General features: G+C 63.2%; 29 protein-coding genes. 16 read left to right on the top strand and 13 right to left on the bottom strand.

Features of this window, described 5'->3' with window-relative positions:
• Window positions 1-22: 22 nt before the first annotated feature.
• Window positions 23-805, bottom strand: a complete 783-nt coding sequence (locus HJA_RS01630; protein WP_035577347.1) for an enoyl-CoA hydratase — start codon at window positions 803-805, stop codon at window positions 23-25.
• Between the two features lie 285 nt (window positions 806-1090).
• On the opposite strand from HJA_RS01630, the gene HJA_RS01625 reads away from it, so the two are divergent.
• Entirely contained in the window at window positions 1091-2455 is a 1365-nt protein-coding gene (locus HJA_RS01625; RefSeq protein WP_035577960.1) for an ABC1 kinase family protein, read from the top strand.
• Between the two features lie 19 nt (window positions 2456-2474).
• Here the strand turns inward: HJA_RS01625 and HJA_RS01620 are convergent, their stop codons facing one another.
• Window positions 2475-3749 carry a cytochrome P450 gene (locus tag HJA_RS01620; protein WP_035577345.1) on the bottom strand — a complete coding sequence of 425 codons (1275 nt, stop codon included), beginning with the start codon at window positions 3747-3749 and terminating at the stop codon, window positions 2475-2477.
• Between the two features lie 95 nt (window positions 3750-3844).
• Here HJA_RS01620 and HJA_RS01615 point away from each other — a divergent pair, with 95 nt between their 5' ends.
• The 8 genes from HJA_RS01615 (at window position 3845) to hisG (ending at window position 10242) form a co-directional block, all read left to right on the top strand.
• Window positions 3845-4501 carry a TetR/AcrR family transcriptional regulator gene (locus tag HJA_RS01615; RefSeq protein WP_051597240.1) on the top strand — a complete coding sequence of 219 codons (657 nt, stop codon included), beginning with the start codon at window positions 3845-3847 and terminating at the stop codon, window positions 4499-4501.
• Between the two features lie 13 nt (window positions 4502-4514).
• Window positions 4515-4694 (top strand): rubredoxin, encoded by a 180-nt coding sequence (locus HJA_RS01610; RefSeq protein WP_035577343.1) that lies wholly within the window; start codon window positions 4515-4517, stop codon window positions 4692-4694.
• Window positions 4695-4839: 145 nt separating this feature from the next.
• The gene (locus HJA_RS01605; protein ID WP_051597239.1) at window positions 4840-5328 is read left to right on the top strand and encodes a hypothetical protein; all 489 of its coding nucleotides are present in this window, start codon (window positions 4840-4842) and stop codon (window positions 5326-5328) included.
• Between the two features lie 148 nt (window positions 5329-5476).
• Complete coding sequence (locus HJA_RS01600; protein ID WP_162177010.1) at window positions 5477-6127, top strand: CPBP family intramembrane glutamic endopeptidase; 651 nt, start codon at window positions 5477-5479, stop codon at window positions 6125-6127.
• A 58-nt stretch (window positions 6128-6185) separates the two neighbouring features.
• Entirely contained in the window at window positions 6186-6659 is a 474-nt protein-coding gene (locus HJA_RS01595) for a PaaI family thioesterase (protein ID WP_035577336.1), read from the top strand.
• Between the two features lie 252 nt (window positions 6660-6911).
• Window positions 6912-8396: a histidine--tRNA ligase gene (gene hisS, locus HJA_RS01590; protein ID WP_422119959.1), complete on the top strand. Its 1485-nt coding sequence runs from the start codon at window positions 6912-6914 to the stop codon at window positions 8394-8396.
• On the top strand, window positions 8393-9523 hold the full coding sequence (locus HJA_RS01585; RefSeq protein WP_035577330.1) for an ATP phosphoribosyltransferase regulatory subunit: 1131 nt from the start codon (window positions 8393-8395) through the stop codon (window positions 9521-9523). Before hisS ends, HJA_RS01585 begins: the two co-directional genes overlap by 4 nt.
• Window positions 9520-10242, top strand: coding sequence for an ATP phosphoribosyltransferase (hisG, locus tag HJA_RS01580; RefSeq protein WP_081814453.1), 723 nt, complete (start codon window positions 9520-9522; stop codon window positions 10240-10242). Before HJA_RS01585 ends, hisG begins: the two co-directional genes overlap by 4 nt.
• 274 nt (window positions 10243-10516) lie before the next feature.
• Here hisG and HJA_RS01575 read toward each other — a convergent pair whose 3' ends face one another.
• Window positions 10517-10930, bottom strand: a complete 414-nt coding sequence (locus HJA_RS01575; protein ID WP_035577327.1) for a hypothetical protein — start codon at window positions 10928-10930, stop codon at window positions 10517-10519.
• A 148-nt stretch (window positions 10931-11078) separates the two neighbouring features.
• Here HJA_RS01575 and HJA_RS01570 point away from each other — a divergent pair, with 148 nt between their 5' ends.
• A complete protein-coding gene (locus tag HJA_RS01570; protein ID WP_035577323.1) occupies window positions 11079-12266 on the top strand; it encodes an aspartate aminotransferase family protein in 1188 nt (395 codons plus the stop codon).
• On the top strand, window positions 12254-13486 hold the full coding sequence (locus tag HJA_RS01565; RefSeq protein WP_051597238.1) for a S41 family peptidase: 1233 nt from the start codon (window positions 12254-12256) through the stop codon (window positions 13484-13486). Before HJA_RS01570 ends, HJA_RS01565 begins: the two co-directional genes overlap by 13 nt.
• A 71-nt stretch (window positions 13487-13557) precedes the next feature.
• Here the strand turns inward: HJA_RS01565 and HJA_RS01560 are convergent, their stop codons facing one another.
• Complete coding sequence (locus tag HJA_RS01560; RefSeq protein ID WP_035577321.1) at window positions 13558-14214, bottom strand: cytochrome b/b6 domain-containing protein; 657 nt, start codon at window positions 14212-14214, stop codon at window positions 13558-13560.
• A gap of 115 nt (window positions 14215-14329) precedes the next feature.
• Here HJA_RS01560 and HJA_RS01555 point away from each other — a divergent pair, with 115 nt between their 5' ends.
• Complete coding sequence (locus HJA_RS01555) at window positions 14330-14836, top strand: helix-turn-helix transcriptional regulator (RefSeq protein ID WP_035577317.1); 507 nt, start codon at window positions 14330-14332, stop codon at window positions 14834-14836.
• Between the two features lie 44 nt (window positions 14837-14880).
• Window positions 14881-15720 (top strand): carbon-nitrogen hydrolase family protein, encoded by an 840-nt coding sequence (locus HJA_RS01550; RefSeq protein ID WP_035577315.1) that lies wholly within the window; start codon window positions 14881-14883, stop codon window positions 15718-15720.
• On the opposite strand, the gene HJA_RS01545 is transcribed toward HJA_RS01550, so the two are convergent.
• From HJA_RS01545 to HJA_RS01525, 5 genes are all read right to left on the bottom strand, one after another.
• Complete coding sequence (locus HJA_RS01545; protein ID WP_035577312.1) at window positions 15717-16154, bottom strand: hypothetical protein; 438 nt, start codon at window positions 16152-16154, stop codon at window positions 15717-15719. The genes HJA_RS01550 and HJA_RS01545 overlap by 4 nt on opposite strands.
• Window positions 16155-16224: 70 nt before the next feature.
• Window positions 16225-17361: a carboxynorspermidine decarboxylase gene (gene nspC / locus HJA_RS01540; protein WP_155839827.1), complete on the bottom strand. Its 1137-nt coding sequence runs from the start codon at window positions 17359-17361 to the stop codon at window positions 16225-16227.
• Between the two features lie 12 nt (window positions 17362-17373).
• Window positions 17374-18033: a thioredoxin domain-containing protein gene (locus HJA_RS01535; protein ID WP_035577307.1), complete on the bottom strand. Its 660-nt coding sequence runs from the start codon at window positions 18031-18033 to the stop codon at window positions 17374-17376.
• A gap of 5 nt (window positions 18034-18038) precedes the next feature.
• Window positions 18039-19253, bottom strand: a complete 1215-nt coding sequence (locus tag HJA_RS01530; protein ID WP_035577306.1) for a saccharopine dehydrogenase family protein — start codon at window positions 19251-19253, stop codon at window positions 18039-18041.
• 162 nt (window positions 19254-19415) lie between these two features.
• A complete protein-coding gene (locus HJA_RS01525; protein WP_035577303.1) occupies window positions 19416-19607 on the bottom strand; it encodes a hypothetical protein in 192 nt (63 codons plus the stop codon).
• 212 nt (window positions 19608-19819) lie between these two features.
• Between HJA_RS01525 and HJA_RS01520 the strand changes: the two genes are divergently transcribed.
• Entirely contained in the window at window positions 19820-20074 is a 255-nt protein-coding gene (locus HJA_RS01520) for a GlsB/YeaQ/YmgE family stress response membrane protein (RefSeq protein ID WP_035577300.1), read from the top strand.
• 11 nt (window positions 20075-20085) lie between these two features.
• On the opposite strand, the gene HJA_RS01515 is transcribed toward HJA_RS01520, so the two are convergent.
• A complete protein-coding gene (locus HJA_RS01515) occupies window positions 20086-20550 on the bottom strand; it encodes a DUF1499 domain-containing protein (RefSeq protein ID WP_035577298.1) in 465 nt (154 codons plus the stop codon).
• A gap of 116 nt (window positions 20551-20666) precedes the next feature.
• Here HJA_RS01515 and argF point away from each other — a divergent pair, with 116 nt between their 5' ends.
• Window positions 20667-21593: an ornithine carbamoyltransferase gene (argF, locus tag HJA_RS01510; protein WP_035577296.1), complete on the top strand. Its 927-nt coding sequence runs from the start codon at window positions 20667-20669 to the stop codon at window positions 21591-21593.
• Window positions 21594-21596: 3 nt separating this feature from the next.
• Here the strand turns inward: argF and HJA_RS01505 are convergent, their stop codons facing one another.
• Window positions 21597-22904, bottom strand: a complete 1308-nt coding sequence (locus HJA_RS01505; protein ID WP_051597236.1) for an MFS transporter — start codon at window positions 22902-22904, stop codon at window positions 21597-21599.
• Window positions 22905-23075: 171 nt separating this feature from the next.
• Between HJA_RS01505 and HJA_RS01500 the strand changes: the two genes are divergently transcribed.
• Window positions 23076-24026 (top strand): radical SAM protein, encoded by a 951-nt coding sequence (locus HJA_RS01500; protein ID WP_035577293.1) that lies wholly within the window; start codon window positions 23076-23078, stop codon window positions 24024-24026.
• Between the two features lie 9 nt (window positions 24027-24035).
• Here HJA_RS01500 and HJA_RS01495 read toward each other — a convergent pair whose 3' ends face one another.
• Together HJA_RS01495 and yidD are read right to left on the bottom strand one after the other, a co-directional pair.
• Window positions 24036-24248: a hypothetical protein gene (locus tag HJA_RS01495; protein ID WP_035577291.1), complete on the bottom strand. Its 213-nt coding sequence runs from the start codon at window positions 24246-24248 to the stop codon at window positions 24036-24038.
• Entirely contained in the window at window positions 24245-24607 is a 363-nt protein-coding gene (gene yidD / locus HJA_RS17725; RefSeq protein ID WP_162177009.1) for a membrane protein insertion efficiency factor YidD, read from the bottom strand. Before yidD ends, HJA_RS01495 begins: the two co-directional genes overlap by 4 nt.
• Between the last annotated feature and the right edge of the window lie 24 nt (window positions 24608-24631).

Here is a 24631-nt window from a genome sequence, read left to right as displayed (position 1 = left end):
TGCACCTGCCAGCCTGCTTGTCCTATTTATCGCGGAAGTGTGCCGAGCGTTTCTCGACATAGGCGTCCATGCCCTCTTTCTGGTCGGCGGTCGAGAAGAGGGACTGGAACAGGCGCCGTTCGAACTGGATGCCCTGCGAGAGCGGGGTCTCATAGGCATAGTTGACGGCTTCCTTGGTCATCATCGCGCCGGCCATGGGCATGGAGGCGATGGTGCGGGCGAGGCTGCGGGCCTCGTCCATCAGGTCTTCGGCCTTCACCACGCGGCTGACCAGGCCGAAACGCTCGGCTTCGGCGGCGTCCATCAGGCGGCCGGTGAGGCAGAGTTCCATCGTCTTCGACTTGCCGATCGCGCGGGCGAGGCGCTGCGTGCCGCCGGCGCCGGGCATCACGCCGAGGCGCACTTCAGGCTGTCCGAACTTCGCATTGTCGGCGGCCAGGATGATGTCGCACATCAGGGCGAGCTCACAGCCCCCGCCGACGGCATAGCCCGCCACGGCGGCGATAATCGGCTTGCGCAGGCGGGCCGTCCGCTCCCAGTTCCGGGAGATGAAGTCCTCATAATAGGACTCCGGGAAGGTCTTGTCCTTGATTTCCTTGATGTCGGCGCCGCCGGAGAAGGCCTTTTTGGTGCCGGTCAGGATGACACAGCCGACCTTGTCTTCCTTGTCGCAGCGGTCGAGCGCGCTGGTCAGGTCGTTCATCATGGCTTCGGACAGCGCATTCAGCGCCTCCGGACGGTTCATCTGGATCACGGCAACGCCGGTATCCTCGTCAAACTCTGTCAGAAGTGTTTCGTAGGGCATGGAAAGGGTGTCCTTTCGGTGGCCGCGAACTGCCGTGAAGGCAGCACAAGGGCCCAGTATGAGTCTGTCTTGGTTAAGAAGGGATTGGCAGGGCCGGACGCGCCGGCGGGTACCTCTTGTGGTTAACCGTGCATTACGGGACGGTCATGAATTCGAGGCGCGCGCTATAACGCCGCCGGATGGGCTTGTCACCCCATGGAGTCAGAATCTGCTTTCTGCCTGTATTCTGCCCTGCGGCGCCGCAAACCCTGTGCCAGCCTCGTGCGTACACTCTATATGAAAGACATGAGCGACACATCCGACCCGACCCGGGATCCCGAACGCAACCGCCTTGCCGGGCGCCTCAGCCGGACCGCGAAAGTCGGCGCGAACCTCTCCGGCGCCGGGCTGACCTTCGCCGCGCAGAGCCTGTTCGGCGGCGATCAGGGCGACGAAAAGATCGCCCGGGCGCTGGCCGCCGCCCTCGGCAAGTCGAAAGGCCCGCTGATGAAGGTGGCGCAGATGCTGTCCACCGTGCCGGACCTGCTGCCCGAGAAATATGCCGCCGAGTTCGCCCAGCTGCAGGCCGAGGCCCCGGCCATGGGCTGGCCCTTCGTGCGCCGGCGCATGCGGGCGGAGCTCGGCGGAGACTGGCAGGGCCGGTTTGCAGACTTCGGCCATGAGGCCTCCCACGCCGCCTCCCTGGGGCAGGTCCATGCTGCGACGCTGCATGACGGGCGCAAGGTTGCCTGCAAGCTGCAATATCCGGACATGGCGAGCGCTGTGGAGAGCGATGTCGGCCAGCTGAAGACGGTGCTGGGCCTCTTCAAGCGCATGGACGGCTCGATCGACCCGACCGCCATGGTCGAGGAGATCACCGACCGTCTGCGCGAGGAACTCGATTACGCCCGCGAGGCAAAGCACATGGCGCTCTATGCGCGCATGCTGGCGGACAAGGACTTCGTGCAGGTGCCCGAACCGGTGGAAGACCTTTCCACGCCGCGCCTCCTGACCATGACCTGGCTCAGCGGCCAACGCCTCACCGCCTTCGAGGACGCCCCGCAGGAGGTGCGCAACCATATCGCCGAAATGCTGTTCTGGACCTGGTGGGGCCCGATGAACACCTATGCCGTGATCCATGGCGACCCGCATCTCGGCAATTATCAGGTGACCGGGGAGGGGACGGGGCTGAACCTGCTCGACTTCGGCTGTATCCGCATTTTCCCGCCCGCCTTCGTGGAAGGCGTGGTCGATCTCTACCGCGCCCTCCAGAAGGAGGATTTCGACGCGACCTATGCCGCCTATGAAAAGTGGGGCTTTGTCGGCCTGTCGAAGGAACTGGTCGAGGTGCTGAACATCTGGGCGCGCTTCATCTATGGCCCGCTTCTCGACGACCGTGTGCGTAGCGTCGCCGATGGCGTCACCGCCGGGGAATATGGCCGCAAGGAAGCTTTCACCGTTCGCAAGCTGCTAAAGGAGAAAGGGCCGGTGAAGATCCCGCGCGAGTTCGTCTTCATGGACCGCGCCGCCATCGGCCTCGGCGCGGCATACCTGCGCCTCGGGGCGGAACTGAACTATTGCCGCCTCTTCGAGGAAAGCCTTGAGGGCTTCTCGGTGGAGGCGGTTTCAAAAAGACAGGCCGACGCGCTGGTAGCGGTCGGCCTGAACTGAAGCTTGCGGGCGAGGGACCCTAGTTCATCTTGAACTTGATCGGGATCGATTTCGGGCCACTGACGAAGTTCGCCTGCACGCGGGTCGGCTTGCCGTTCAGTTCAACAGACTGAAGGCGCGGCAGCAGCTCTTCCCACAGGACGCGCATTTCCATCCGGCCGAGATGCTGGCCGAGGCAGACATGGGCGCCATAGCCGAAGGCGACATGCTTGTTCGGAGACCGGTCGATCTTGAAGGAATAGGGATCGTCGAACACGTCCTCGTCGCGATTGCCGGACGGGTAGGCCAGGAACAGCCAGTCATTCTTCTTGATCTGCTTGCCGGCGATTTCCGTGTCGGCGGTCGCCGTGCGCATGAAGTGTTTCACCGGCGTTTCCCAGCGGATGGACTCCTCGACCATGGACGGGATCAGCGAGAGGTCGTCCTTCAGCTTGCGGAACTGATCCTGGTTTTCCGCCAGCGCCCAGAGCGCACCGCCGGTCGTGTTGGACGTCGTGTCATGCCCGGCCGTGGCGGCGATGATGTAATAGGACATCGCTTCGAGGTGGCCGAGCGGCTTGCCGTAGACTTCGCCATTCGCGATCACGCTGGCGAGGTCTTCGCGCGGATTCTTGCGGCGGTCCTCGGTCATCTCGACGAAATAGGTGAAGAAGTCCGCGACCGTGGCCTGAATGTTGGCGAGGCCGGTGTCGGAGTCGGAGACTTCCTTGCCGGAGCGGTTCACTTCGGGATCCTGCGCGCCGAACAGTTCCTGTGTCAGCTTCAGCATGCGCGGCTCGTCGATCTCCGGCACGCCCAGCACTTCCATGATGACGTGCAGCGGATAGAGGAAGGCCACATCGCGGGCGAAGTCGCATTCGGTGCCCTTGTCGGCCATCTTGTCGATGAAGCCGCGGGCGATCTCGCGGATGCGGTCCTCCAGCTTGCGGAGGTTCTGCGGCATGAACCAGGCCTGCGTCAGGCGGCGGTACTGCATGTGGTCCGGATTATCCATCTGGACGAGGGAGCGCAGCAGGTTCGGCGAACCGCCCATCATCTCGCGGACTTTCTTGTCCGTCTCGATATTGGTCAGCGTCGCGGAGCGGTCTTCATTGTGGAAGAGGTCGTTCTGCTTCTCGATGTTCTGGATATCGGCATGTTTGCTGACCACCCAGAACGGGTCGAAGCCTTCGATCTCGGCGACGTCCAGCGGCGCGTTCTTGCGCAGCCAGGCAAAGGCCTCGTGCGAACGGTCCCAGTCGGCATAGGCCTTCGGGTCGACAACGGCTTCGGCGATATGGGCGGGTATGGTCATGCGTTCCTCCGGTGCGGGAGCGATTGGCGGCCCCCAGTCAAGAGGCTGTTTAGCATATACTTGCTATACGGCCAACAAATATGTTAGGCAGACTCATGTCGGATACGAAGACAGCCTCCACCACAGATTCAGCCGAATTCGCCAATGCGGGGCGGATGACCCAAGCCGAGCGGCGTGAGCGGTCCGAGCAGGAATTGCTTGAAGCCACGATGCGCGTTGTCTCGGCCAGTGGTGTGGCCGCTGCCACCTTCGATGCCATCGGGAAGGAGGCTGGCTATTCCCGCGGTCTCGTCACCCAGCGTTTCGGGTCCAAGGACGGGCTGATCCGCAGTCTTATCTCCGCGCTCCATGGCTGGCAGCGCGAGGCGCTGGAAGCGGCCCATGTGGAACGGATGGACGGCCTCTCGGCGCTCTGCGCCTTTGTCGAACTGCATTGCCGGTCGCTGGACGGGCGGGAAGAGGACAAGGCCTATTACATGCTGCTTGCAGCGGCGGTGGCCGACCGGCTGGAGACCCGCGCCGCCTTTGCCGAGTCGCACGAACTGGAGCGCGTGCTGATCCGGAAGATCATCGAGCGCGGTCAGGCCGAAGGCAGCATCCGCAAGGATGCCGATGCAGATGCCACCGCGCTGATGGCCGGCTGTGCGCTGATCGGTATTCGCATGCAGAACATGATTGATCCGGGCACGGAGATCGCGCCTATCCGGGATGCACTGGTCCAGTCGCTGCGTGCGCGCCTGGCACCGGTCTGAGGAGGAAGAAGCAATGAGCGACGCGCCCTATAAGGTCTGGCAGTGCCGTACCTGCGGCTACATCTATGAAGAAGAGCACGGGGATCCGGGCGAGGGGCTGGCGGCCGGAACGCGTTGGGCTGACATTCCGGACGACTGGGTCTGCCCGCTTTGCGGCACACCGAAATCCGACTTCGACATGATCGAGCTTTAGGCCGCCTTGAGCGGACTTGGCTCTGAGGTTCGAATTATTTTTCGGGTTGAAAGGAAAGACGCAAAAATAATCCCAAAAAACAAGAGATAGGCGAAATAGTTAATTTGTGTTAACTATATCGAATAAAAAATTAAGGGAGGAAATAATGCGTTTGATCCAATCACTGAAAATCACCGGCGTGGCGGTCACCGTCGCGCTGGCTGGCTGCATCACCAGCGCGACCGCGCAGGAGCCGGCTGCCGAGGCCGCGCCGGCCGATGACGGATACCCGCTGGTCAGCGGCGACTTCTGGGAAATCACCGGTGTCGACATCAAGCCCGGTGGCGGCCTTTACTATGCCAACCACCTCGCAGACCGCTGGCGCACCTCGCAGGAGTTCGCCAAGTCGCAGGGCTGGATCAAGGACTATATGGTCTTCGGCAATTACTATAATCGGCCGGGTGAGCCGGACCTTTATCTGGTGACCATCATGGAAAGGATCCCGAGCGGCCCGGAATCCGAAGCCCAGTATGATGCGTTCCGGGAATGGGCCGACGCTTCAACCGCTCAGCTCGCCTCGGAAAATGCCGACAGGGCGGAATTCCGGGAAATCACCGGCACCAGCCTGCTGCAGGAACTGAACTTCCGCGAATAGGGGCACCTTATTCTCTTCAGAAGCCGCCGGTTCATGCCGGCGGTTTCCGCTTGTCTGGCGCAATTGTGCTGCGGGAATGCTTGATCCACCTGTCCGGGAGTTCTACGGGTTCGGGACATTTGGCCTTCAGCAGGGACGGGCGACACAATTGACCAGGCTTCGCTCGATGATCTGGACGGCGGTGTTTGTGGCCGTCGCCTATCAGTTCCTGGTCATCGTGCCGGCCATTCTGGTCAATGGCCTGATGCCGGGCATCTCGCTGATCACGCTCGCAGGCATCGCCAATGTGCTGACCGTCATGGCGATCTATGGCTATCTGAACATGCGCGGCGTCGCCTGGGAGGTGGCAGAACCAGGTGACATGAACCTTCTTGTGGTGGGCCTTGCGGCGGGGGCGGCCATCGTGACCGTGGCCCTGACGACTTTCCTGTCCGGTGTGCTGGCGGCGGTTTTCGGGCCTCAGGGTCTGAGTGTCAGCGACAGCTTTGTAAGCCAGTTGCAGGCTGGGTCTCGCGCCGAACTCCTGTTCACCATCGTGCTGGTCGCGCCCTTTGCCGAAGAGTTCATTTATCGCGGCCTGTTCATGGGCGTGTTGCTGGAGCGGGGCTGGACGCCGCTGAATGCCTCGGGCCTGGCGGCGGTCATCTTCGCCCTCCAGCATTTCCAGTATGGCTGGATCGGCATCCTGATGGTGCTGGTCTATGGCGTCGTGCTGGGCCTGTTGCGGGTGGCCAGCGGCGGGCTGTTCCTGCCGATCATGGCGCACATGTTCATCAACCTCATCTCGCTGGCGGTCTAACCGGCCCTGCGTCGGGTGAGGGCTGGCAAATCGCGGCGGACAGCGCTAAGCGGGCGCCATGACTGACGATCTTTCACGCAACCAGACATTCGACCTGCCGGAAGGCTACCAGATGCTGCCCTGGCACCGGGGCTTTGGCCGCCAGGTTGGCCCGCTGTTCGAGAAGCGGGACGAGACGGGCATCACCCGCGCCTTCCGCGTCGAGGAGCATCACACCAATGGCATGATGAATGCCCATGGCGGCATGCTCATGACCTTTGCCGACATGGCCTGGGGCGCAGCGGTGGAGAAGGATGACGACACCTGGTGGGTGACCGTCCGCCTGATGTGCGACTTCCTCTCCGGCGCCAGCATGGGCAGCTTCGTGGAGGGCAAGGGCCAGGTCATCGGCCGGCAGGACGATGTGTTCACCGTCGAGGGCAAGATCTGGGCTGGTGACAAGCTGCTGATGCGGGGTACGGGCATTTTCAAGGTGATCGAGCGCCGGGACGGGCAGCAGAAGCCGTTCACCCGGCAGACCCAGGGCGCCTGAGCTTTCGGTTGACTTTGCCGGGCCGCCCCCGTATCGGCCTTTTCGTAATGAACACTGCACTGCACCACCATCACCATCATTCGTGACGCGCCGACGAGGCGCGAACCGGTCCGGCTGCGCCTCTGCTAAAGTGTTCTCCCAAGAACCAGACCAGACGAGGCAGGCCACCACCGGGGCGTGCCGGATGTTGACGTGTCGCCTTCCAATCCGGACCAGCACCGACTATGCGGTGCGCAAACAGGACTAAGAGCGATCATGAGCGACAAAGACAGCCAGCCTCTCTCCGGTAAAGATCTTGCCCGCAAGCCGCGCGGCTTTCCCGATAAGCGTGAGGGCCTGATCCATGCCCAGGCGGAGCTGGTCGGCAAGGTCACCGCGATTTACCGCCAATGGGGCTTCGAGGCGCTCGACACCGGCGCCTTCGAATATGCCGATGCGCTGGGCAAATTCCTTCCCGACGACGACCGGCCGAATGCCGGGGTCTTCTCGCTTCAGGATGATGACGAGCAGTGGATCTCGCTGCGTTACGACCTGACCGCGCCGCTGGCCCGCTTCGTGGCGGAGGCTGGCCAGTCGCTCGGCAAGCCGTTCCGCCGCTACGCCGCCGGGCCTGTCTGGCGCAATGAGAAGCCGGGGCCGGGCCGTTTCCGCGAATTCTGGCAGTGCGATGCCGACTCGGTCGGCGCGCCGGGCTTCCACGCCGATGCCGAGATGATCGCCATGGGCGCCGAAGCGCTCCGCGCCGTGGGCATGGAGACCGGCGAGTTCGTGATCCGGGTGAACACGCGCCGCCTGCTGAATGGCGTGCTGGACGGGGTAGGGGCGACGAGCGCCGAGACCCGCCTCGCCATCCTGCGCGCGCTCGACAAGCTCGACCGTCTTGGATCGTCCGGTGTGGCCGATCTGCTGGGCAAGGGCCGCATGGACGAGAGCGGCGACTTCACCAAGGGCGCCGGGCTGGATGCGGACAAGGTGAAGACGGTTCTGGCCTTCGCGGAAGCTGGTGCAGAGACGCGGGCCGAAACACTGGCGAACCTCTCCAAAGCCACAGGCGGCACGGAAGAGGGCAAGGCCGGGCTTGCCGAACTGGAAGCCATCGCGCTGGCCCTTGATGCGCTGGGCGCGCCGGAGGGCGATGTCGTGATAGACCCATCCGTCGTGCGCGGTCTCGAATACTATACTGGCCCCGTCTATGAGGCCGAGCTGCTGCGCGAGGTGACGGGCGAAGACGGCAAGACCTATCGCATCGGCTCCATCGGCGGCGGCGGGCGTTATGACGACCTCGTTGCGCGCTTCACCGGCGAGACGGTGCCGGCGACAGGCTTCTCCATCGGCATCTCACGCCTCGCGTCTGCCCTTCAGATCATGGGTGAGACCGGCAAGCTGGACGGGCCGGTCGTGGTGCTGAACCTCGACAAGGAAAATCCGTCCACGGCACTTTCCATCGCAACCGACCTGCGCCGGGCAGGCATCCGTGCTGAAGCCTATATGGGCGGTTCCGGCATGCGGCCGCAGATGAAATATGCTGACCGCCGTAACGCGCCGGCCGTCGTGATCGTCGGCGAGGACGAAATGGCCAAGGGCACGGTCACCATCAAGGACCTTGAAATGGGGGCCCTCAAAGCCAAAGCCATCAAGTCCAATGAAGAATACCGCGAGGCCCGCCCGGGCCAGATAGAAGTGCCGCGCGCCGAAATGGTTGAAGCGATCCGCCGCATCGTCGAGGCCCAGGCATGACCTATGCGGCTGTCGTGAAAGCGGCCCGGTCCCGGTTCGAAGCCTCCGGCGCCGAGCCGGTGAACCCGGCCTATATCCTGCCATCCGATATTCCGCTGGAACTGTCGGGCGAGGCGGTGCGCGCACGGCTTTGCGTGTTCACGGATCATCGCGGCAATGAAATGGTCATGCGGCCGGACCTGACCCTGCCCGTGGCGGGGCTGGAAGCCGAACGCCTCGCCAGCGGCACCAATGGCCCGAAAGCATATTGTTATGCCGCAGAAGCCTTCCGTCTGCCGGCGGCCGATGGGGACCCGATGGAGTTCACCCAGGTCGGCTTTGAGCGGTTTGGCCGGGAATCCGATCCCACCGAAGATGCCGAGGCCTTCGCGCTGGTGCATGAGGCTGTCCGCGATTGCGGTGTTGTTCCAGTCGCGATTGCCACGGGTGATCTTGCCATTTTTCCGGCCTTCATCGATGCACTCGGCCTGCCGCGCGTGACGGCAGACCTGCTGAAGCGGGCCTTCCGTCAGGAAGGCGGCGTGCGGGCCCTGGTCGAAGCGTCCCCCGCACCGATTGAGGCAGACCTTGTGCCAACGCTGGAGGCGGCGACGCCGGAAGAGGCGGAAACGGCCTTCCGCGCGGCGCTGGCCGAGCGCGGCATTCCGCTGATTGGAACACGGAGCGTTCCGGAAATCATTGCGGGCCTTCGCGCACGGGCGGCGGCGCTGGCCGCGGGCGGTGTGCCGGACAAGGTGCGCGAAGTGATCGGGGCGCTGGCAGCGGTCAACTGCACCGCAGCCGAAGCCGCAGACCAGCTGGACGCAATCGCTGTGAAATACAGCCTGCCACGTACCTCCAGTGCGATTGACCGTGTGGCGCGGCGAATGGAACTGATCCGCGAGCTTCTGCCGGAAGTGAAGGCCATCTGCCGCTTCCGGTCCGGCTTCGGACGGCGGTTCACCTATTATGACGGCTTCCTGTTCGAGACGCTGGGCGCCAATCTGGCGGAAAGCCGGCCGATTGCCTCCGGCGGGCGTTATGATGGCCTCGTCTCCGGCCTCTCGAACGGCAAGGCGAACGCGACCGCGATCGGCGGCGTGGTCAGGCCCGACCGTGTGCTGCGTGCGAAAGGGAGGGGCGCATGACCCGTCTGTCACTGGCGATCCCGTCCAAGGGACGGCTGAAGGAAAAATCTGAAGAATGGCTGGCCTCGGCCGGCTTCCCGGTTACGCAGATCGGTGGAGAACGCGGTTATCAGGCAGAGATCGCAGGCCTTGGCGATGTCGAGATGCGGCTTCTCTCCGCGCGGGAGATTGCGCAGGGCCTCGTCGATGGCAGCCTGCATGCCGGGGTGACCGGTGAAGACCTGCTGCACGACCTCGCCCCGGTCGGGGAGAGCGATTTCGAGGTCGTGAAACGGCTGGGCTTTGGCGGGGCGGATGTGATCGTCGCCGTGCCGCAGGCCTGGGTCGATGTCGATACCATGTCGGACCTGGAAGCGGCAGGCGCGGCGTTCCGCAAGGCGCATCACCGGCGCCTGCGGGTCGCGACCAAATATATGCGCCTGACCCGCCGCTTCTTCGCGGCCCGGTCTGTCGGGGAATACCGGCTGGTCGAAAGCGCCGGGGCGACAGAGGCCGCGCCGACCACGGGATCGGCCGATGTGATCGTCGACATTACCTCCACCGGGGCGACGCTGAAGGCCAACGGGCTGAAAATCCTGACGGACGGGCTGATCCTGAAAAGTGAGGCCGTCTTCGCCATTTCGCCGGGTGCCGCATGGTCAGCTGAAGCGAAGGCGAGTCTTGGGGTTTTGTTCGCAGGTGCAGCAATTAAACCCAAGGAATTAATAGAAAAAATCTAGGACACATTCTTGACACATCTGCAAAAGCGCGGCCTTATGTCCCAGCAAGTTTCTGGGAGGAAACGCTGCAAACGGTGGGAGGCGCGGACCAAGGGTCTGCGCCTCTTTCCGTTCAGGGGGTAATCAGGAAATCAGGGGTATGGGAAACCGGGCAGTCCGAAGCAACGGCTCAGGTGAGGTAGGGGGCGTTTGGACATCACATCCGTCCCGCCCGGCTTCATGAATAACAATAAGCACTTATCGTTTATCGTCAAGTACTATTATCGTTTTTCGATTAATCTTTTGTAATCGTGATCAGCCAGCTGGGGCTGCCATCCTCCGGGACGACCCGCAGGATACGGGTCTGGCCATCGGGCGTGCGCGTTTCGCTGATCTCAGCGCCTGAGACTTCGATCTTCAGCGAATCCGGCGCATCGGCCGGCTGATCCAGCTCGACATTGAACTCACTGGCCTGGTCCGGAGACACGAAAACCTCTGCCGCTTCTTCCGGCGTCAGGAAACGGACCGTGCCGTCTTCCTCGATCACCATGGATTGACGCTGGGGCACTTCAGAGCCGCCCGCGGCAGGCGGGGCGGTGCGGGACTGGACGACATTGAGCGGAGGAGACAGGCGCTGGGGGCTGTCCTGGGCGGCTGCAGGCAGCACGACCAGACCAAGCCCGGCGGCCAGGCTGGCAAGCGGTTTCATCCTCTCACTCCCATTCACTTCGCCCGCACTTAAGCGCGAATCGTGCCTGCTGTCACATGTCCCCGCCTGCGGTGTGTTGACTTCCGGTCAGCCCCCCGTCATGCGTGGCGCCCTGAGAGAAATCCTCGCGACATCGGAAGGGCAAAAGATGAGCGATCCCCGCCAGCATATCATGCCGGTCTACCGGCCGCCGGAACAGGTCTTCGAGAAAGGAGAGGGCGTCTACCTCTTCACGGAAGACGGCACGCGATATCTGGACTTCATCGCCGGCATCGCGGTCAACGCGCTTGGCCATTCGCACCCGGCCATGGTGGACGCCCTGCGCGAGCAGGCGGGCAAGCTGTGGCACACGTCGAACATGTTCCGTGTGCGCGGCGCCGAGGAACTGGCCGACAAGATCTGCCGCGACACGTTTGCGGATCGCGTGTTCTTCACGAACTCCGGCACCGAGGCGATCGAGTGCGCCATCAAGTCGGCGCGCAAGTATCAGTGGGCCAATGGCCATGAAGACCGCATCGACATCATCACCTTCACGGGGGCCTTCCACGGCCGCTCCATCGGGGCGATCAATGCCGGCGGCAATCCGAAATACCTCGAAGGCTTCGGCCCGGCGCTGCCCGGCTTCGTGCACCTCGAATGGGGTGACCACGAAGCGCTGAAGGAAGCCGTGGCCCGCCCGACTGCTGCGGCGGTCCTGGTCGAGCCCGTGCAGGGGGAAGGCGGCGTCCGCGCCATGCCGGAAGAGTGCCTGAAAGGCCTCCGCGAGCTTTGCGACGAACACGGCGTGCTGGTGATCTATGACGAAGTCCAGTGCGGCATGGGCCGGACCGGCAAGCTGTTCGCGCATGAATGGGCCGAAGGCGCGGCGCCGGATATTCTGTGCTCGGCCAAGGGTATTGGCGGCGGCTTCCCCTTCGGCGCCTGTCTGACGACCGAAGCCTGCGGCGAGCATATGCAGCCGGGTAGCCACGGCTCGACCTATGGCGGCAACCCGCTGGCCATGGCCGTCGGCAATGTCGTCTGGGACATCATTTCCAATGAAGACTTCCTGGCCGAAGTCCGCCGTGTCTCCGGCACATTGGCGCAGAGCCTCAAAAGCATTGCCGACAGCCATCCGGACAAGGTCGAAGCCGTCACCGGCAAGGGTCTGCTGACGGGCCTGAAGATGAAGGCGGATCCGAAAAGCCTGCAGGGCGTCTGCCGCGACAAGAACCTTCTGGTCGGTGTTGCCGGGGCGAATGTTCTGCGCCTCGCCCCGCCGCTGGTGATCACGGATGAAAACGTCCGCGAAGCGACGCGCGTCATGGACGAAGCGATCGGCGAATGGGACATCTGACCCGGCCGATTGCTGGGGTCCTGCTGATCCTCCTCGGGGCCTGCACAACCCAGCCCGCGCCGCCTGCGCCGCTTACTCCGGCGCAGGAAGGCCTGATCGCCGACGGGGCGCAGCTCTGCGCGCTCGTGCGGGAGAATTATGTCTATCTGGACGGCAAAGCGGCCGCCTGGGATACCGCCTGTGCAGAGCTGCCCGCGCGTGCGGCCACCGCCAGAACCGGGCCGGAGCGCCTGCGCGTGCTGGAGGACCTGACCGACACGCTTTATGATGCGCATGTCTCTTTCGGGGCCAATTCCGGCCAGTCGCCACGCCTTGTGCCGTCCGGGAATGATTACTGGCTTGAAGAAGGGCAGGTAACCGGCGTGCGGGCTGGCAGTGCCGCCGCGATGGCGGGCCTGCAGGTCTGGGACAGGGTCAGTGCCGTCGACGGACAGCCGCTGGACGCGGCTATTGCGGAGCGCCTGCAGCCCTCTGGCGTGCAGCCGGACAGCGCGCAGCGGCACTGGGCCGAACTGGCCGCCGCAGCAGGATACCGCAACCGTCCGCATACGGTTACCGTCCTGCGGGACGGACGGGAGGTGACCCTGTCGCTGGATACCGGTCTGGCGCAACTGCCGGAAGGGCCGGTCACGGCCCGAATGCTGCCCGGACAGATCGGCTATGTCCGGTTCAACAATTCGCTGGGCGAAGACGATACAGTGGCCGCCTTCGACGTCGCGATGGAGGCGCTGCGCGGCGCACGCGGCTGGATCGTGGACTTGCGCGATACGCCCGGTGGCGGGAATACGGATGTCGCCGAGCCCGTGATGGGCCGCTTCATCGACGAAGAGGGCGCCTATCAGCTGATCCGTCCGATGGATGCGCCGGAGTGGCAGAAGACGGTTTCACCGCGCGGCGACTGGACGGCGCAGGGGCCGCTGGCCGTTCTGGTTGGACACTGGACCGGCAGTATGGGCGAAGGCATGGCCGTCGGTCTCGACGGCTTGCGGCGGGGTGAGGTGTTCGGCAGCCGTATGGCGGGGCTGGCCGGCGGGGTGGAGTCATTCACGCTGGACGCATCGGGCCTGACAATCCGTATCCCGACCTATGCGCTGGCTCATATCGATGGCACGCCGCGCGAAGCCTGGCGTCCGACGCATCAAGTGCTGGCGGACAATGGGGCGGGGCCCGACCGTGCACTGCAGGCCGCAGCAGACTGGATAAATTCCCACGAAGATTGATGGCAACGCCTTCCGGGGGTTCTTGCCGCGGAAGGGGCTGCCATATTCTCTAGGGCTTCTGACACACCGGATCAGGTTTCGTCGTCATGCACCTGCTTGCGGCCGGTGACCATGGCGCGGGCGAGGTTTTCCTTGTGGGCAAGGCTTGAGGCGACCACGCCGGCGAGGTGAAGGCCAATCAGGGCGAGCGTGATATAGACGAACGTCTTGTGCACGCCTTCGAGCAATTCCTCCGCGCCGGATTCTTCCTGCCCGCCGCCGCGTTCATGTTCCTCTTCGCCCTCTCCGAAAGCGGCGGCCAGCGGCGCAAAGGTTTCCTCTGTCACGATCCCGGCGAGCGGACCGGCATTGTCTTCGACTGCATAGAGCGCCATGCCGGCCGAGGTTGTGACCAGAAGGCTGAACAGGAGTGCGACGACCATGGCGCCGCCAGCCGGATTGTGGCCGGCATAGTCCTTCACCTTGCCTGAGAAGAGGCCGCGCAGGTATCCGAACACAGCGCCCGGACCACGCACGAAATCGGTAAAGCGCGCATGCCGCGTGCCGATGATGCCCCAGACGATGCGGACCAGTACATAGCCCGCCACGACATAACCTGCCCATTTATGGACGCTGAAAAGGTCGTCGCCAGACAGGTAGGCCGTGAAGAAGGCGATCACGAGAGTCCAGTGCCCGATACGGATTAGGGGGTCCCATACCGGGCGGGTGGGGGTCTTGTTCTGGCTCATGTGTCTGCCTCCGGCTTACCTGCTGGCTTGGCCGGAACATGGCGCCGCGCCGGCGGTTCGGTCCATCCGTCACATGACGCATTCCCTTTGGCGGCGGGATGGGCGAGAAGGGCTTATGTCAGATGACGTATCCGGACGCAGAGGCCTATTGGGCGTTGCCGTGCTGTTTGGCACGATTGCCCTGTTCATCGGGGCAGACCTGATCACCGACAGCGGTGAAGGTGCCGGGGCGGGGCATTTGGCGGCTGAACTGTTTGTTCTTGTGGCGGCCTCGTTCGGGCTGGGCGCCATGCTGTGGCGTCTGGGCCGTTTGCGCCGAGCCCTGGCCGATGCGCGTCAGGATGCGGGGCGCTGGCAAGCCGAGAATCGCGACCTTGTGCAGGGCCTGGGCGTTGCCATCGCGCGGCAGTTTTCGGCTTGGGGCCTGACGGATGCCGAATCCGATGTCGGCTTGTTGCTGTTGAAAGGTCTCTCCCTGCAGGAGATCGCCGACCTGCGCGAGACGAGCGAACGCACGGTGCGCGAACAGGCGCGGGCTGTGTATCGCAAGAGCAGTCTTGCCGGGCGCAACGCCTTGTCCGCCTATTTTCTGGAAGACCTGCTGCCCGGCTCTGGTGGTTGAAGTTATACGCTGGCGCCGCAAATTTGCGGCGTTAAGATCAGGGCATGACGAAGATCATTGCTGCCTGTGTTCAGATGCGTTCCGGCGTGGAAGTCGCCCCGAATATTGCGGCGGCCTCCGCCCTTATCCGGGAGGCAGCCGGGAAGGGCGCAAAGTTTATCGCGACACCTGAAATGACGAACCTGCTGGACATCCGTCCCGGCATGGCGCGGCCGAAGATTGTGGAGCAGGACGACATACCCCTCCATGCTTTCCAGGCGCTGGCGGTGAAACTCGGCGTGACGCTGCTGATTGGCTCACTGGCGGTAACGCTGGAAGGGGATGAGCGCTTCGCCAACCGCTCCTTCCTGATCGGGCCGGACGGCGGCGTGATCGCGCGATACGACAAGATCCACATGTTCGATGTGGAGGTCGGCGACGGGCAGAACTATCGCGAGAGCCGGGCTTACCGGCCGGGGGAGCAGGCCGTACTGGCACAGGCGCCCTTCGGCGAGATCGGCATGACGATCTGCTACGACCTGCGCTTCCCGCATCTTTATCGCAAGCTGGCGCAGGCAGGGGCAGACATCCTGACTATCCCTGCAGCGTTCACCCGCGTCACCGGCGAGGCGCACTGGCATGTGCTGGTCCGCGCGCGGGCGATCGAGACCGGCTGTTTCGTGATCGCCCCTGCGCAGGGCGGCAAGCATGAGGATGGACGGGAAACCTACGGCCACTCCCTCATCGTCTCGCCCTGGGGGGAGGTGATTGCGGAAGCGGACGGCGCCGAGCCCGGCATTGTGCTGGCAGAGCTGGACCTCGATCAAGTGGCCAGGGCGCGCGGGCGTATCCCGTCGCTCGGGAATGACAGGAATATTCCAGTCACGCGCGAGGGCATCGGCTAAGAGACCATTGCAACCAATTGTGGCGAGTAGGCGAGCGGATTCTCCTTCAGGCGCTGCTTTGCGGTGGGGCAGGCTTCGAGTGCCTGCTGGATATAGTTTCTCCAGGCATTCCCGTCATGGCTCGCAAAGTTCGATTTTTCGATCGTGAGGTGCTCGAGATAGTTGAGCAGAAGTTCAGAAAGCGTCAGCACTCGAGAGTATTCGGGGTGGTTGGGCTTGATTTCGATCCCGTCGAAAAAGAACCGCCGCAAGTCCGGATACCGGACCATATACCCCCGGAAGTCTGAGGCCTGGGAATAGATTGCCGCGTGAGCCGAGGCGCGCACGGATTGGCCGAGCTGGCGTACCTGAACGATCACAAACAGAAATCCGATGACTGTTGTCACCAGACCGCCTAGCTGGATCCATGTCTCGATTGTCAACTGTTCCCACATCGCTTGTGTCTCCCCATCGCCCTCATCAAAATGTGCTAGGCGGAATGGCGAGCGTCAAGGGTGGCAGAAGTCAGCGGCCAAGCCGCCTGCGGAATTCCTCGTAACCGAAATGCGAGACCTGTTCGACACGGCCGTCTTCCCAGCGAATAGCGAGATTTGCCAGCGGCGTGCCGTTGAACGTGTTCGTCTTCACGAAGCTGTAGTGCATCTGGTCGGTGAAGACGAGCTGGTCGCCCGGCTGTAATGGTTTGTGGAAGGAGTAATCCCCGATCACGTCGCCAGTCATGCAGGTCTTTCCGCCAAGGCGGTAGGTGTTCGGCTTCTCACCCGGCTGGCCCGCGCCGACAATGTCCGGCCGGTAGGGGACTTCCAGAACGTCCGGCATGTGGGTGGAGGCGGAGGCGTCGAGAATGGCAAGGTCCATCTCGTTCCAGTGCAGGGCGAGTACGGTGGCATAGAGTTCGCCGGTATTCACGACGAGGCCCGCGCCCGGCTCAAGGATGACGTCGACACCAAAGCGCGCCTTGAAGGCTTTGATCGCTTCGATCAGCACATCGACATCATAGCCCGGCTTGTTGATGAAGTGCCCGCCGCCGAAATTCACGGCGGAGACCTGCTCGATATATTGTCCGAACTTGTCGGCGACATGCTGGATCAGGCCGGCCGAGCCGTCTGCCAGGCTCTCGCAGAGGGCGTGGACGTGGAAGATGTCGACACCGGACCAGTCCACTTCGTCCAGCTTCGCCGGGACTTCACCAAACCGGCTGCCCGGTGCGCAGGGGTCGTAAAGGTCGCCGCCGAGGGTGGCGTTGGAATAGCCGGGGTTCACCCGCAGGCCGACATGGGCGCCTGCATCGCGGGCGATGTCGCCGAAGCGAGCAAGTTGTTCGGCGGAATTGAAATAGATGTGTTCGGCAATCTTCGTCAGGCGGCGGACTTCATCTTCCGTGTAGGCCGGGGAGTAGACATGCACTTCCTTGCCGAAGCTCTCATGCCCCATGATGGCCTCATGCTCGCCGCTGGCCGTGGTGCCGTCCAGATAGTCGGTCATCACCGGGAAGGCCGCCGGCATGGCGAAGGCCTTGGTGGCGAGCAGAACTTTGCAGCCTGCTTCTTCCCGTACGCGCTTCGCCGTCTCCAGATTTTTCCGGAGGCGGGCGACGTCGAGGACGAAAACGGGAGTAGGGATGTCGGCGGGCAAAGTCATGGCTTGTTCCATTTAGCACATTCTGCGGTCGCGCGAGGGATCGTCCGGCAGGAAGCCGGCCTCGACGAGATTGCGAACGAATTCATCCGAGCGGGTGCATGGCCGGAAGCCCTCGCCCAGTTCTGCCTGCGAGACCAGAGCGCCGGTGTCCGCATTGGTGAGGGTGATGAAGGGCGTCCTTATACGATCATACCCACGCGAATGCGCGATGTCGGTCACGCCGATCTCTTCGGCGAGCGCCGCGCCGCTCGGGCGGCGGACGTCGATCTTCAGGGTCAGGATGCGGTAGTCTTCCTGGCTTGCAATGGCGGCGTCACGCTGGGCGGGCGTCAGTGCGTCCCGCAGGAAGCGGTCCACTGTCCAGGCTTTGCGGCCGGAGAGCTCGGTCTTTTCCAGCTTCATGCAGGACGGGCATTCGTCAAAGCCCCAGACGATCATCAGGGGGCGGCCTTCTTCCTCAGCCCGGATGACAGCGGCATCGTAGAGCTCGCGCGCATCGAGGCATTTGAAATAAGTCGGCTTCGCCCGCTCGCCCGTGCATCCCTCGATGGGCTGGAAGGCGGTGTAGTCCACCGCCTTTTCGAAGACGAGCGGTCCTTGCGGCGCAGCAGCTTCCTGGCTACAAGCCGCGAAAGCCAGTGCAGCAGCAAGCGCGACGAAAGCCCGGCGCATGCCGCTCAGGTTTCCACCGCGAAGAGTTCGTCCTGGTCGCCCGGCTTCACATCGATCACATGCCAGGGCAGGCCGCGCTTGGCGACGTCTTCAAGGAAGGGCTTTGCCGGGAATTGTTCGACATTGAACACGCCCTTGCCAGCCCATTCGCCGCGGAAGAACATGGCCGCACCGGACACCGGCGGCACGCCTGTCGTGTAGGAGACAGCCTGCGCGGAGACTTCCTTGTTCGTCTCGGCATGGTCAGAGACGTTGTAGATCATCTTCGTCAACGACTTGCCATCCTTCTTGCCACGGACGATCACGCCGATGCTGGTCTTGCCGGTATAGTTCTCGGCGAGGGAGGAGGGCGGCGGCAGGAGGTCTTTCAGGAACTCCATGGGGATAATGTCCATGCCCTTGTGCTTGATCGGTTCGAGGCCGATCAGGCCAATGCTTTTGAACACCTGAAGGTGCTTGATGTATTCGGCACCGAACGTCATCCAGAAGCGGATCTGCTTCAGGCCCTTGATGTGCTTGACCAGGCTTTCCTCTTCCTCGTGATAGATGAGGTAGGAATCCTTCGGGCCGACTTCCGGATAGTCGATGTCGCAATTGATGGAGAGGGCGGGGATCTCGATCCACTCGCCATTCTTCCAGTATTTGCCGTCCTGCGTGACTTCGCGCAGGTTGATCTCCGGGTTAAAGTTCGTGGCGAAGGTTTTGCCATGGTCGCCGGCATTGCAGTCCACAATGTCGATATATTCGATCTCGTCGAACAGGTGCTCCTGCGCATAGGCGCAGTAGACGTTGGTCACGCCGGGGTCGAAGCCGCAGCCGAGAATGGCGGTGATGCCCTTCTCCTTGAAGCGGTCATGATAGGCCCACTGCCAGTGATATTCGAACTTCGCCACATCGCGCGGCTCATAGTTCGCCGTGTCCATATAGTTGCAGCCGGTTTCGAGGCAGGCATCCATGATCGGCAGGTCCTGATAGGGCAGGGCCATGTTGATCAGCAGGTCCGGTTTCACCTTCTCGATGAGGGCGACGACTTCAGCGACATTGTCGGCATCGACCTGCGCGATCTCGATCGGCGTCTTGCAGAGCTTCGCCACTTTCTCGCAGCTTTCGATACGGCGGGAGGCGAGTGTGATGTGCTTGAACGTGTCGCGGTCCATCGCGCATTTTTGGGCGACGACCGAACCGGCAGCGCCGGCACCGATGATGAGAACGCGGTCCATGATGGGAGGGCCTCCAATACTCTGCGGGGTTCCTGAGTTGACCCGTCACATAGGGCAAACCGGGGGCCTTCGCCAGTGGAGACATGAGGGGTGGCGCAGCGCGGGCGGGTTCGCGAGGGTGGGAGGAAACGACAGGCCGCCCACGCTGCGCCGGGGGAAGGGTCAGGCTGCCTGCCTGTGCGGTGTCAGGCGGGCAAGCTCCTCGGTCAGCCAGTCCCGGTGGCGGCTCAGCCGCTCGACCTGGCGGATGTCGGCATCGGGCCGGCTGGTCAGTTCATCCTGCCAGGCCTTAAGCACCCGTAACTGGGTCTGCAGCCAGCAAAGCATGGCGGCTTCATCGACAGGCACACACATGACACGTCTCCATAAAATTGAGATGCATTCGCAAATCTAAAGCTCTCATATCCGGAGTCTTTTTGCAAGTCATTCTCAAAAATGTCGCGCAGGCCAACCATAAGTCCTTGCCGGGTCATGGCCGGACTGTGGGAACGAATGCCGTTTCCACGGGTTATACGCTTAACAGTCCGGCCCGTTCCCGGTGCCGGTGACACATGAGGAGACACCAGATGACCCTTGAAGGGATTATCATTTTTCTGCTGGTCGGCGGCGTGGCCGGCTGGCTGGCTGGGCTGATCGTGCGTGGCGGCGGCTTTGGCATCATCGGCAACATTGCCGTTGGCATCATTGGTGCCTTCGTGGCCGGGTTCCTGTTCCCGGTATTCGGCATCAGCCTTGGTGTGGGCATCGTGGCGTCCATCCTGCACGCGACGATCGGCGCAGTGGTCCTGCTCCTGATTGTGCGTGTGCTGAAGCGCGCCTGACCCGGCGGGGATCAGCTGGCCAGTTCGGCCTCGAGCTGTTTTGCAAGCGTTTCGACGCGTGACTTGTTCTTGCCGAGGTCTGACAAGCCGATGCGCGAGCGGGAATAGATTGCCACCTGAGATGCGTCCGCACCGGTCGGCCGGATGAGAACGTCCACATCGTCCCGGAACCGGGCGATGGGGGTTACAGCAACATAACGCAATTGGATGTCACCATTCGGCAATTCCCGCTGTTCGGCATCCGGCTGAAGCCGGACAAGCGCCGCTGCCACGTCCGTGGCCGGATAGGCAAAATCCAGCGCATTTCCGGTGTTTCCGGCCGCCTCGCAGATGGCCGGGTTGCAAGCCAGGTAACGATTGGTCGGCAGGCCTGGCTCGAGCGCCGCAAAACTGACCCAGCTGCCGGCAGGTTTGGGCGCAGAGGCGCATGCCGCACATAGAAGCAGGGTGGCGCAAGCCAAAATGGAGCGGATCATCGCATGCCTTCCGTTTGCCTGATGTCTATACGCTGGCCGGGCCAATCCGGATCGCATCTAGCCGTATGGGCAGATTTAGGCTAAGGCGCGCCCTTCATTTTAAACAGGGGGACGCCATGGCAGGCCGTCACTTCATCGATCTCTGGCATCTCGACCATGTCGAACTGCGCGAAATTCTCGACATGGCCCACGCCATGAAGAAAGCGCGCGCCGGCTGGCCGAAGGGCCGTGTCGATGACGGTGCGCCGCTGGAAGGCCACACGCTGGCGATGATCTTCGAGAAATCCTCGACCCGCACGCGTTTCTCCTTCGATATGGCCATGCGCCAGCTGGGCGGCTCGTCGATCACGGCCACCTCCAGCGACATGCAGCTGGGCCGGGGCGAAACGATTGAGGACACGGCCCGTGTTCTCTCCCGTTATGTCGATGCGGTGATGATCCGCGCCAACGACCATTCCGATGTCGAGGCGTTTGCGGAGTTTTCCTCCGTCCCCGTCATTAACGGCCTGACCGACCGCTCGCACCCCTGCCAGATCATGGCGGACCTGCAGACGCTGGAAGAGCATGGTCTGGAGCTGCGCGGCGCACGCATCGCCTGGGTCGGTGATGGCAACAATGTCTGCGCCAGCTTCATCCATGCCGCGGCGAAGTTCGGCTTCTCGCTGGCCGTCGGCATACCGGCCCGCTTTGCGCCGGATGATGAGGATCTCGACATCGCGCGCGAACTGCAGGGCAAGATCGATCTCTATGAGACGGCCGAAGAAGCCGTTGCAGGCGCAGACGTCGTCATCGCCGATACGTTCGTCTCCATGGGCGACAAGGATGCCGAGCGCCGCCTCGAAATCCTGGAACCTTATGCCGTCACCGAAGACCTGATGGAGATGGCAAACAAGGGCGCGCATTTCCTGCACTGCCTGCCGGCCCATCGGGGCGAGGAAGTCGATGCGGAAGTCATCGACGGTCCGCAAAGCCTCGTCTTCGACGAAGCCGAAAACCGCCTGCACGCCCAGAAGGCCGTGCTGCGCTGGTGCCTCGAGAAATAGGTCCTAGCCAGACTGAACTTCCTTCAGGCCCAGTGCAAACAACGCCGCGACCGCGCTCATCGCACCGAGGATGGCGATGACGGCGGTCAGCCCGGCGAAGCTCGCCACCAGGCTGAAGCCGCCGCCGAGGATCAGCACGGTGCCGATGATCGTGTTGGACAGCGCCGTATAGGCCGCCCGCGTCTCCGCCGTCGCCATATCGACCAGATGGGTGGAGCGGCCGAGGCGTACGCCCTGATAGGCAATCATCAGGATAAAGATCATGGCGGGCAGGCCTATGGTCGCCGTGAGGAGGCCCGCCGCGTTCAGGCCCAGCGTGCCGAACAGAGAGAGCGCCCCGGCAAGACCCGTCAGGATCAGGACTTTGCGGCTGGACCGGTCGGCAAGCCTGCCCCAGACATAGGAGCTGAGCAGGCCCGCGCCGGCCGAAGCGACGACCAGCAGGCCGAGGCCGCCGAACATGTTGCGCGCGGCGTCCGCCTCCGTGCCGAGCGCGACCATGAAAGGCGGAGCGAGGGCGGTCGAGGTCAGCAGGGCGCGTACGAGGATGAACCGGCGGAGCTGGGCATCGCGGGCCAGCAGGCCGAAATCTTCCTTCAGGCGCCGGACCGGGCTGGACCCCGTTTCCGGCTCGCTTGCCTCTTCGGCAAGGCTGGCAAACACCACAGCGGCGGCGATCCAGAGCAGGCCTGCCAGCACCAGCCCGCCTGTCACCAGCGTGAGCCGGCTTTCGCCCGCAAAGGCCAGCAGCACACCATAGGTCAGCACCGCGCCCCCGCCGACCGTGCCAGCCGCGCCCGTCGCCGTGCCGCGCCGGGATTTCGCAATCGTCTTGCCGAGCACGTCCTTGTAGGTGACCGAACAGACCGAGCGGGCGAGCGCCAGGACGGCGAGCGCTGCCAGAATCGCCCAGCCTGCTGCGGCGCCAGTCAGCACCAGCGCAGCCAGTCCCATGGCAATGGCGGCCAGGCCTTCCACCAGCGCGCCGCCGGCCCAGGCCCATTTGCGGCGTTTCAGCCTTTGCAGCGCCCCGGCGGTGAACATTTGCGGGAAGAGGGCGCCTGCTTCGCGGATCGGCACCAGCAGGCCCAGCAGGCCCGCCGGGGCGCCCAACGTCGTTAGCAGCCAGCTCAGCACGAGTTTCGGATCGATCAAGCCGTCGGCAATCTTGCTGGCCGACAGGCTGGTGACATGGCGGAAGAAATTGTCCGGCTCGTGCGTGCGGGCCGTGTCGGAAATGTCGAGATTGCCCGGCGTTTCGCTCGTCGAGGTCAACAGGCGGAACACCGCCTTCTTCTTGTCCTCAGCCATTGCCGGTCAGCCCTCAGCAGTTCGGATCGGGAAAGGATCACGTTTCGCGTCTAAAAGACAATTGCAAAGGTGCAGGGGCATCTGCATCCCCGATCACACGCACGGATCAAACCTTTGTCAGAACGGCAAATTCCGGCTGGCCCCCGCGCCCTGCATGGGTAGGGTGCGGATATGGCAGACACACATTTTCCGACCGAGAAATTCTCTCATCCCGACATCACGGCCAAGGGCGAGGCCCGCGCCAGCGTGGCCTGGACCGGGCTGAAGACGCTCTGGTTCAACACCGGCACGCTCTGCAATATCGAGTGCCGCAATTGCTATATTCTCTCCTCGCCGAAGAATGACCGGCTGGTCTATCTCAGCCTCGCTGATGTCATGCCCTATCTGGACGAGATCGAGCGTCTGAGCGCCAACGAGGTGGAGATCGGCATCACCGGCGGCGAACCCTTCATGTGTCCGGACATCCTGCCCATCATGGAAGCGATCCTGTTCCGTGGACACAGCCTTCTGTTGCTGACCAATGCCATGCGCCCGATGATGCGGCCGCGTCTCCAGGAAGGCCTCCTGCGCCTTCGCCGGAACGGCCTGGCGGAGAAGCTCACCCTGCGTGTCTCGCTCGATAGCCATGACCAGGCCCTGCACGATGCCGAACGCGGGGAGGGGGCGTTCGAGGAAGCCTGCAAGGGGCTTCGCTGGCTGGCGGAGGAAGGCTTTCCCGTGGCGCTCGCCGGGCGCCAGTCCCTGCATGAGGACGAGGCCGCCGCCCGCGCGGCCTATGGCGCGCTTGCCCGTTCGCTTGGCCTGATGCTGGACCCGGCGGATCCGAAACAGCTGGTCCTGTTCCCGGAGATGATCGCACAGGATGATCCGCCCGAGATCACCACGGAGTGCTGGGGGATCCTGAACAAGTCACCTGAGAGCATCATGTGCTCGGACCAGCGCATGGTCATCCGCCGCAAGGGCGCAGCCCGCGCCAGCGTGACTGCCTGTACCTTGCTTGTGGACGACCCGGCTTTCGAACTGGGCCACACGCTGAAACAGGCGACGGCGGAGCCGGTGAAGCTGAACCATCCCTGGTGCGCCAGTTTCTGCGTTCTGGGCGGGGGCAGTTGCTCGGCCTGACCGGGCGCGTCAGTTGAGCGGCGGTGCGCCCGGATCGACCTGTTCGAAGACGGCGAGATAGGTGATGGTCGGCGTACCGAGACCTGCACAACCGGGCTGAGTAATTTCCATCACGCTGTGAAACCGGTAGCCCTTGTCGTGGGCGCGATTGAGTTTGTCTTCCAGGTCCTTGATCGCCTTGTCCGAAAAGACCCGTCCAATGGCCTGAATACGGTATTTCATTCTGATAGCTCCAAATCTGTCATGTCGGTTCCCCCATGTCCGGGCTTGCACCGGTGCAGGCGCGACAGGGTGAGGCGGAATGCGGTGACGGGCGGTTTGGTCCTGAAGGCAAGTTCACTGTAGCGCGAACAACTTGGTTCAAATCCGCAGCGGTTCCCGATGGCTTCAGGCCGTATCCGCCGATAGAGGCGCAGCAGACCGATCGCGGTCTGGCGCAGGCCCCAGCCTTTCAGGGGCGGCAGGGCGTCGATCCGTTCATCGAGTTCCGGCCGCAGGCCCAGCCGCCGCAACGTCGACGGACGCAGTTCTTCCGGCACATCCAGGTCCAGATGCGCCAGCGTCAACTCAGCGGAATTCAACTTGACCCCCATAAAACGAATAAG

Source organism: Hyphomonas jannaschiana VP2, assembly GCF_000685215.1.
Lineage (GTDB): Bacteria > Pseudomonadota > Alphaproteobacteria > Caulobacterales > Hyphomonadaceae > Hyphomonas > Hyphomonas jannaschiana.
This window is presented reverse-complemented; position numbering and strand designations above follow the sequence as displayed.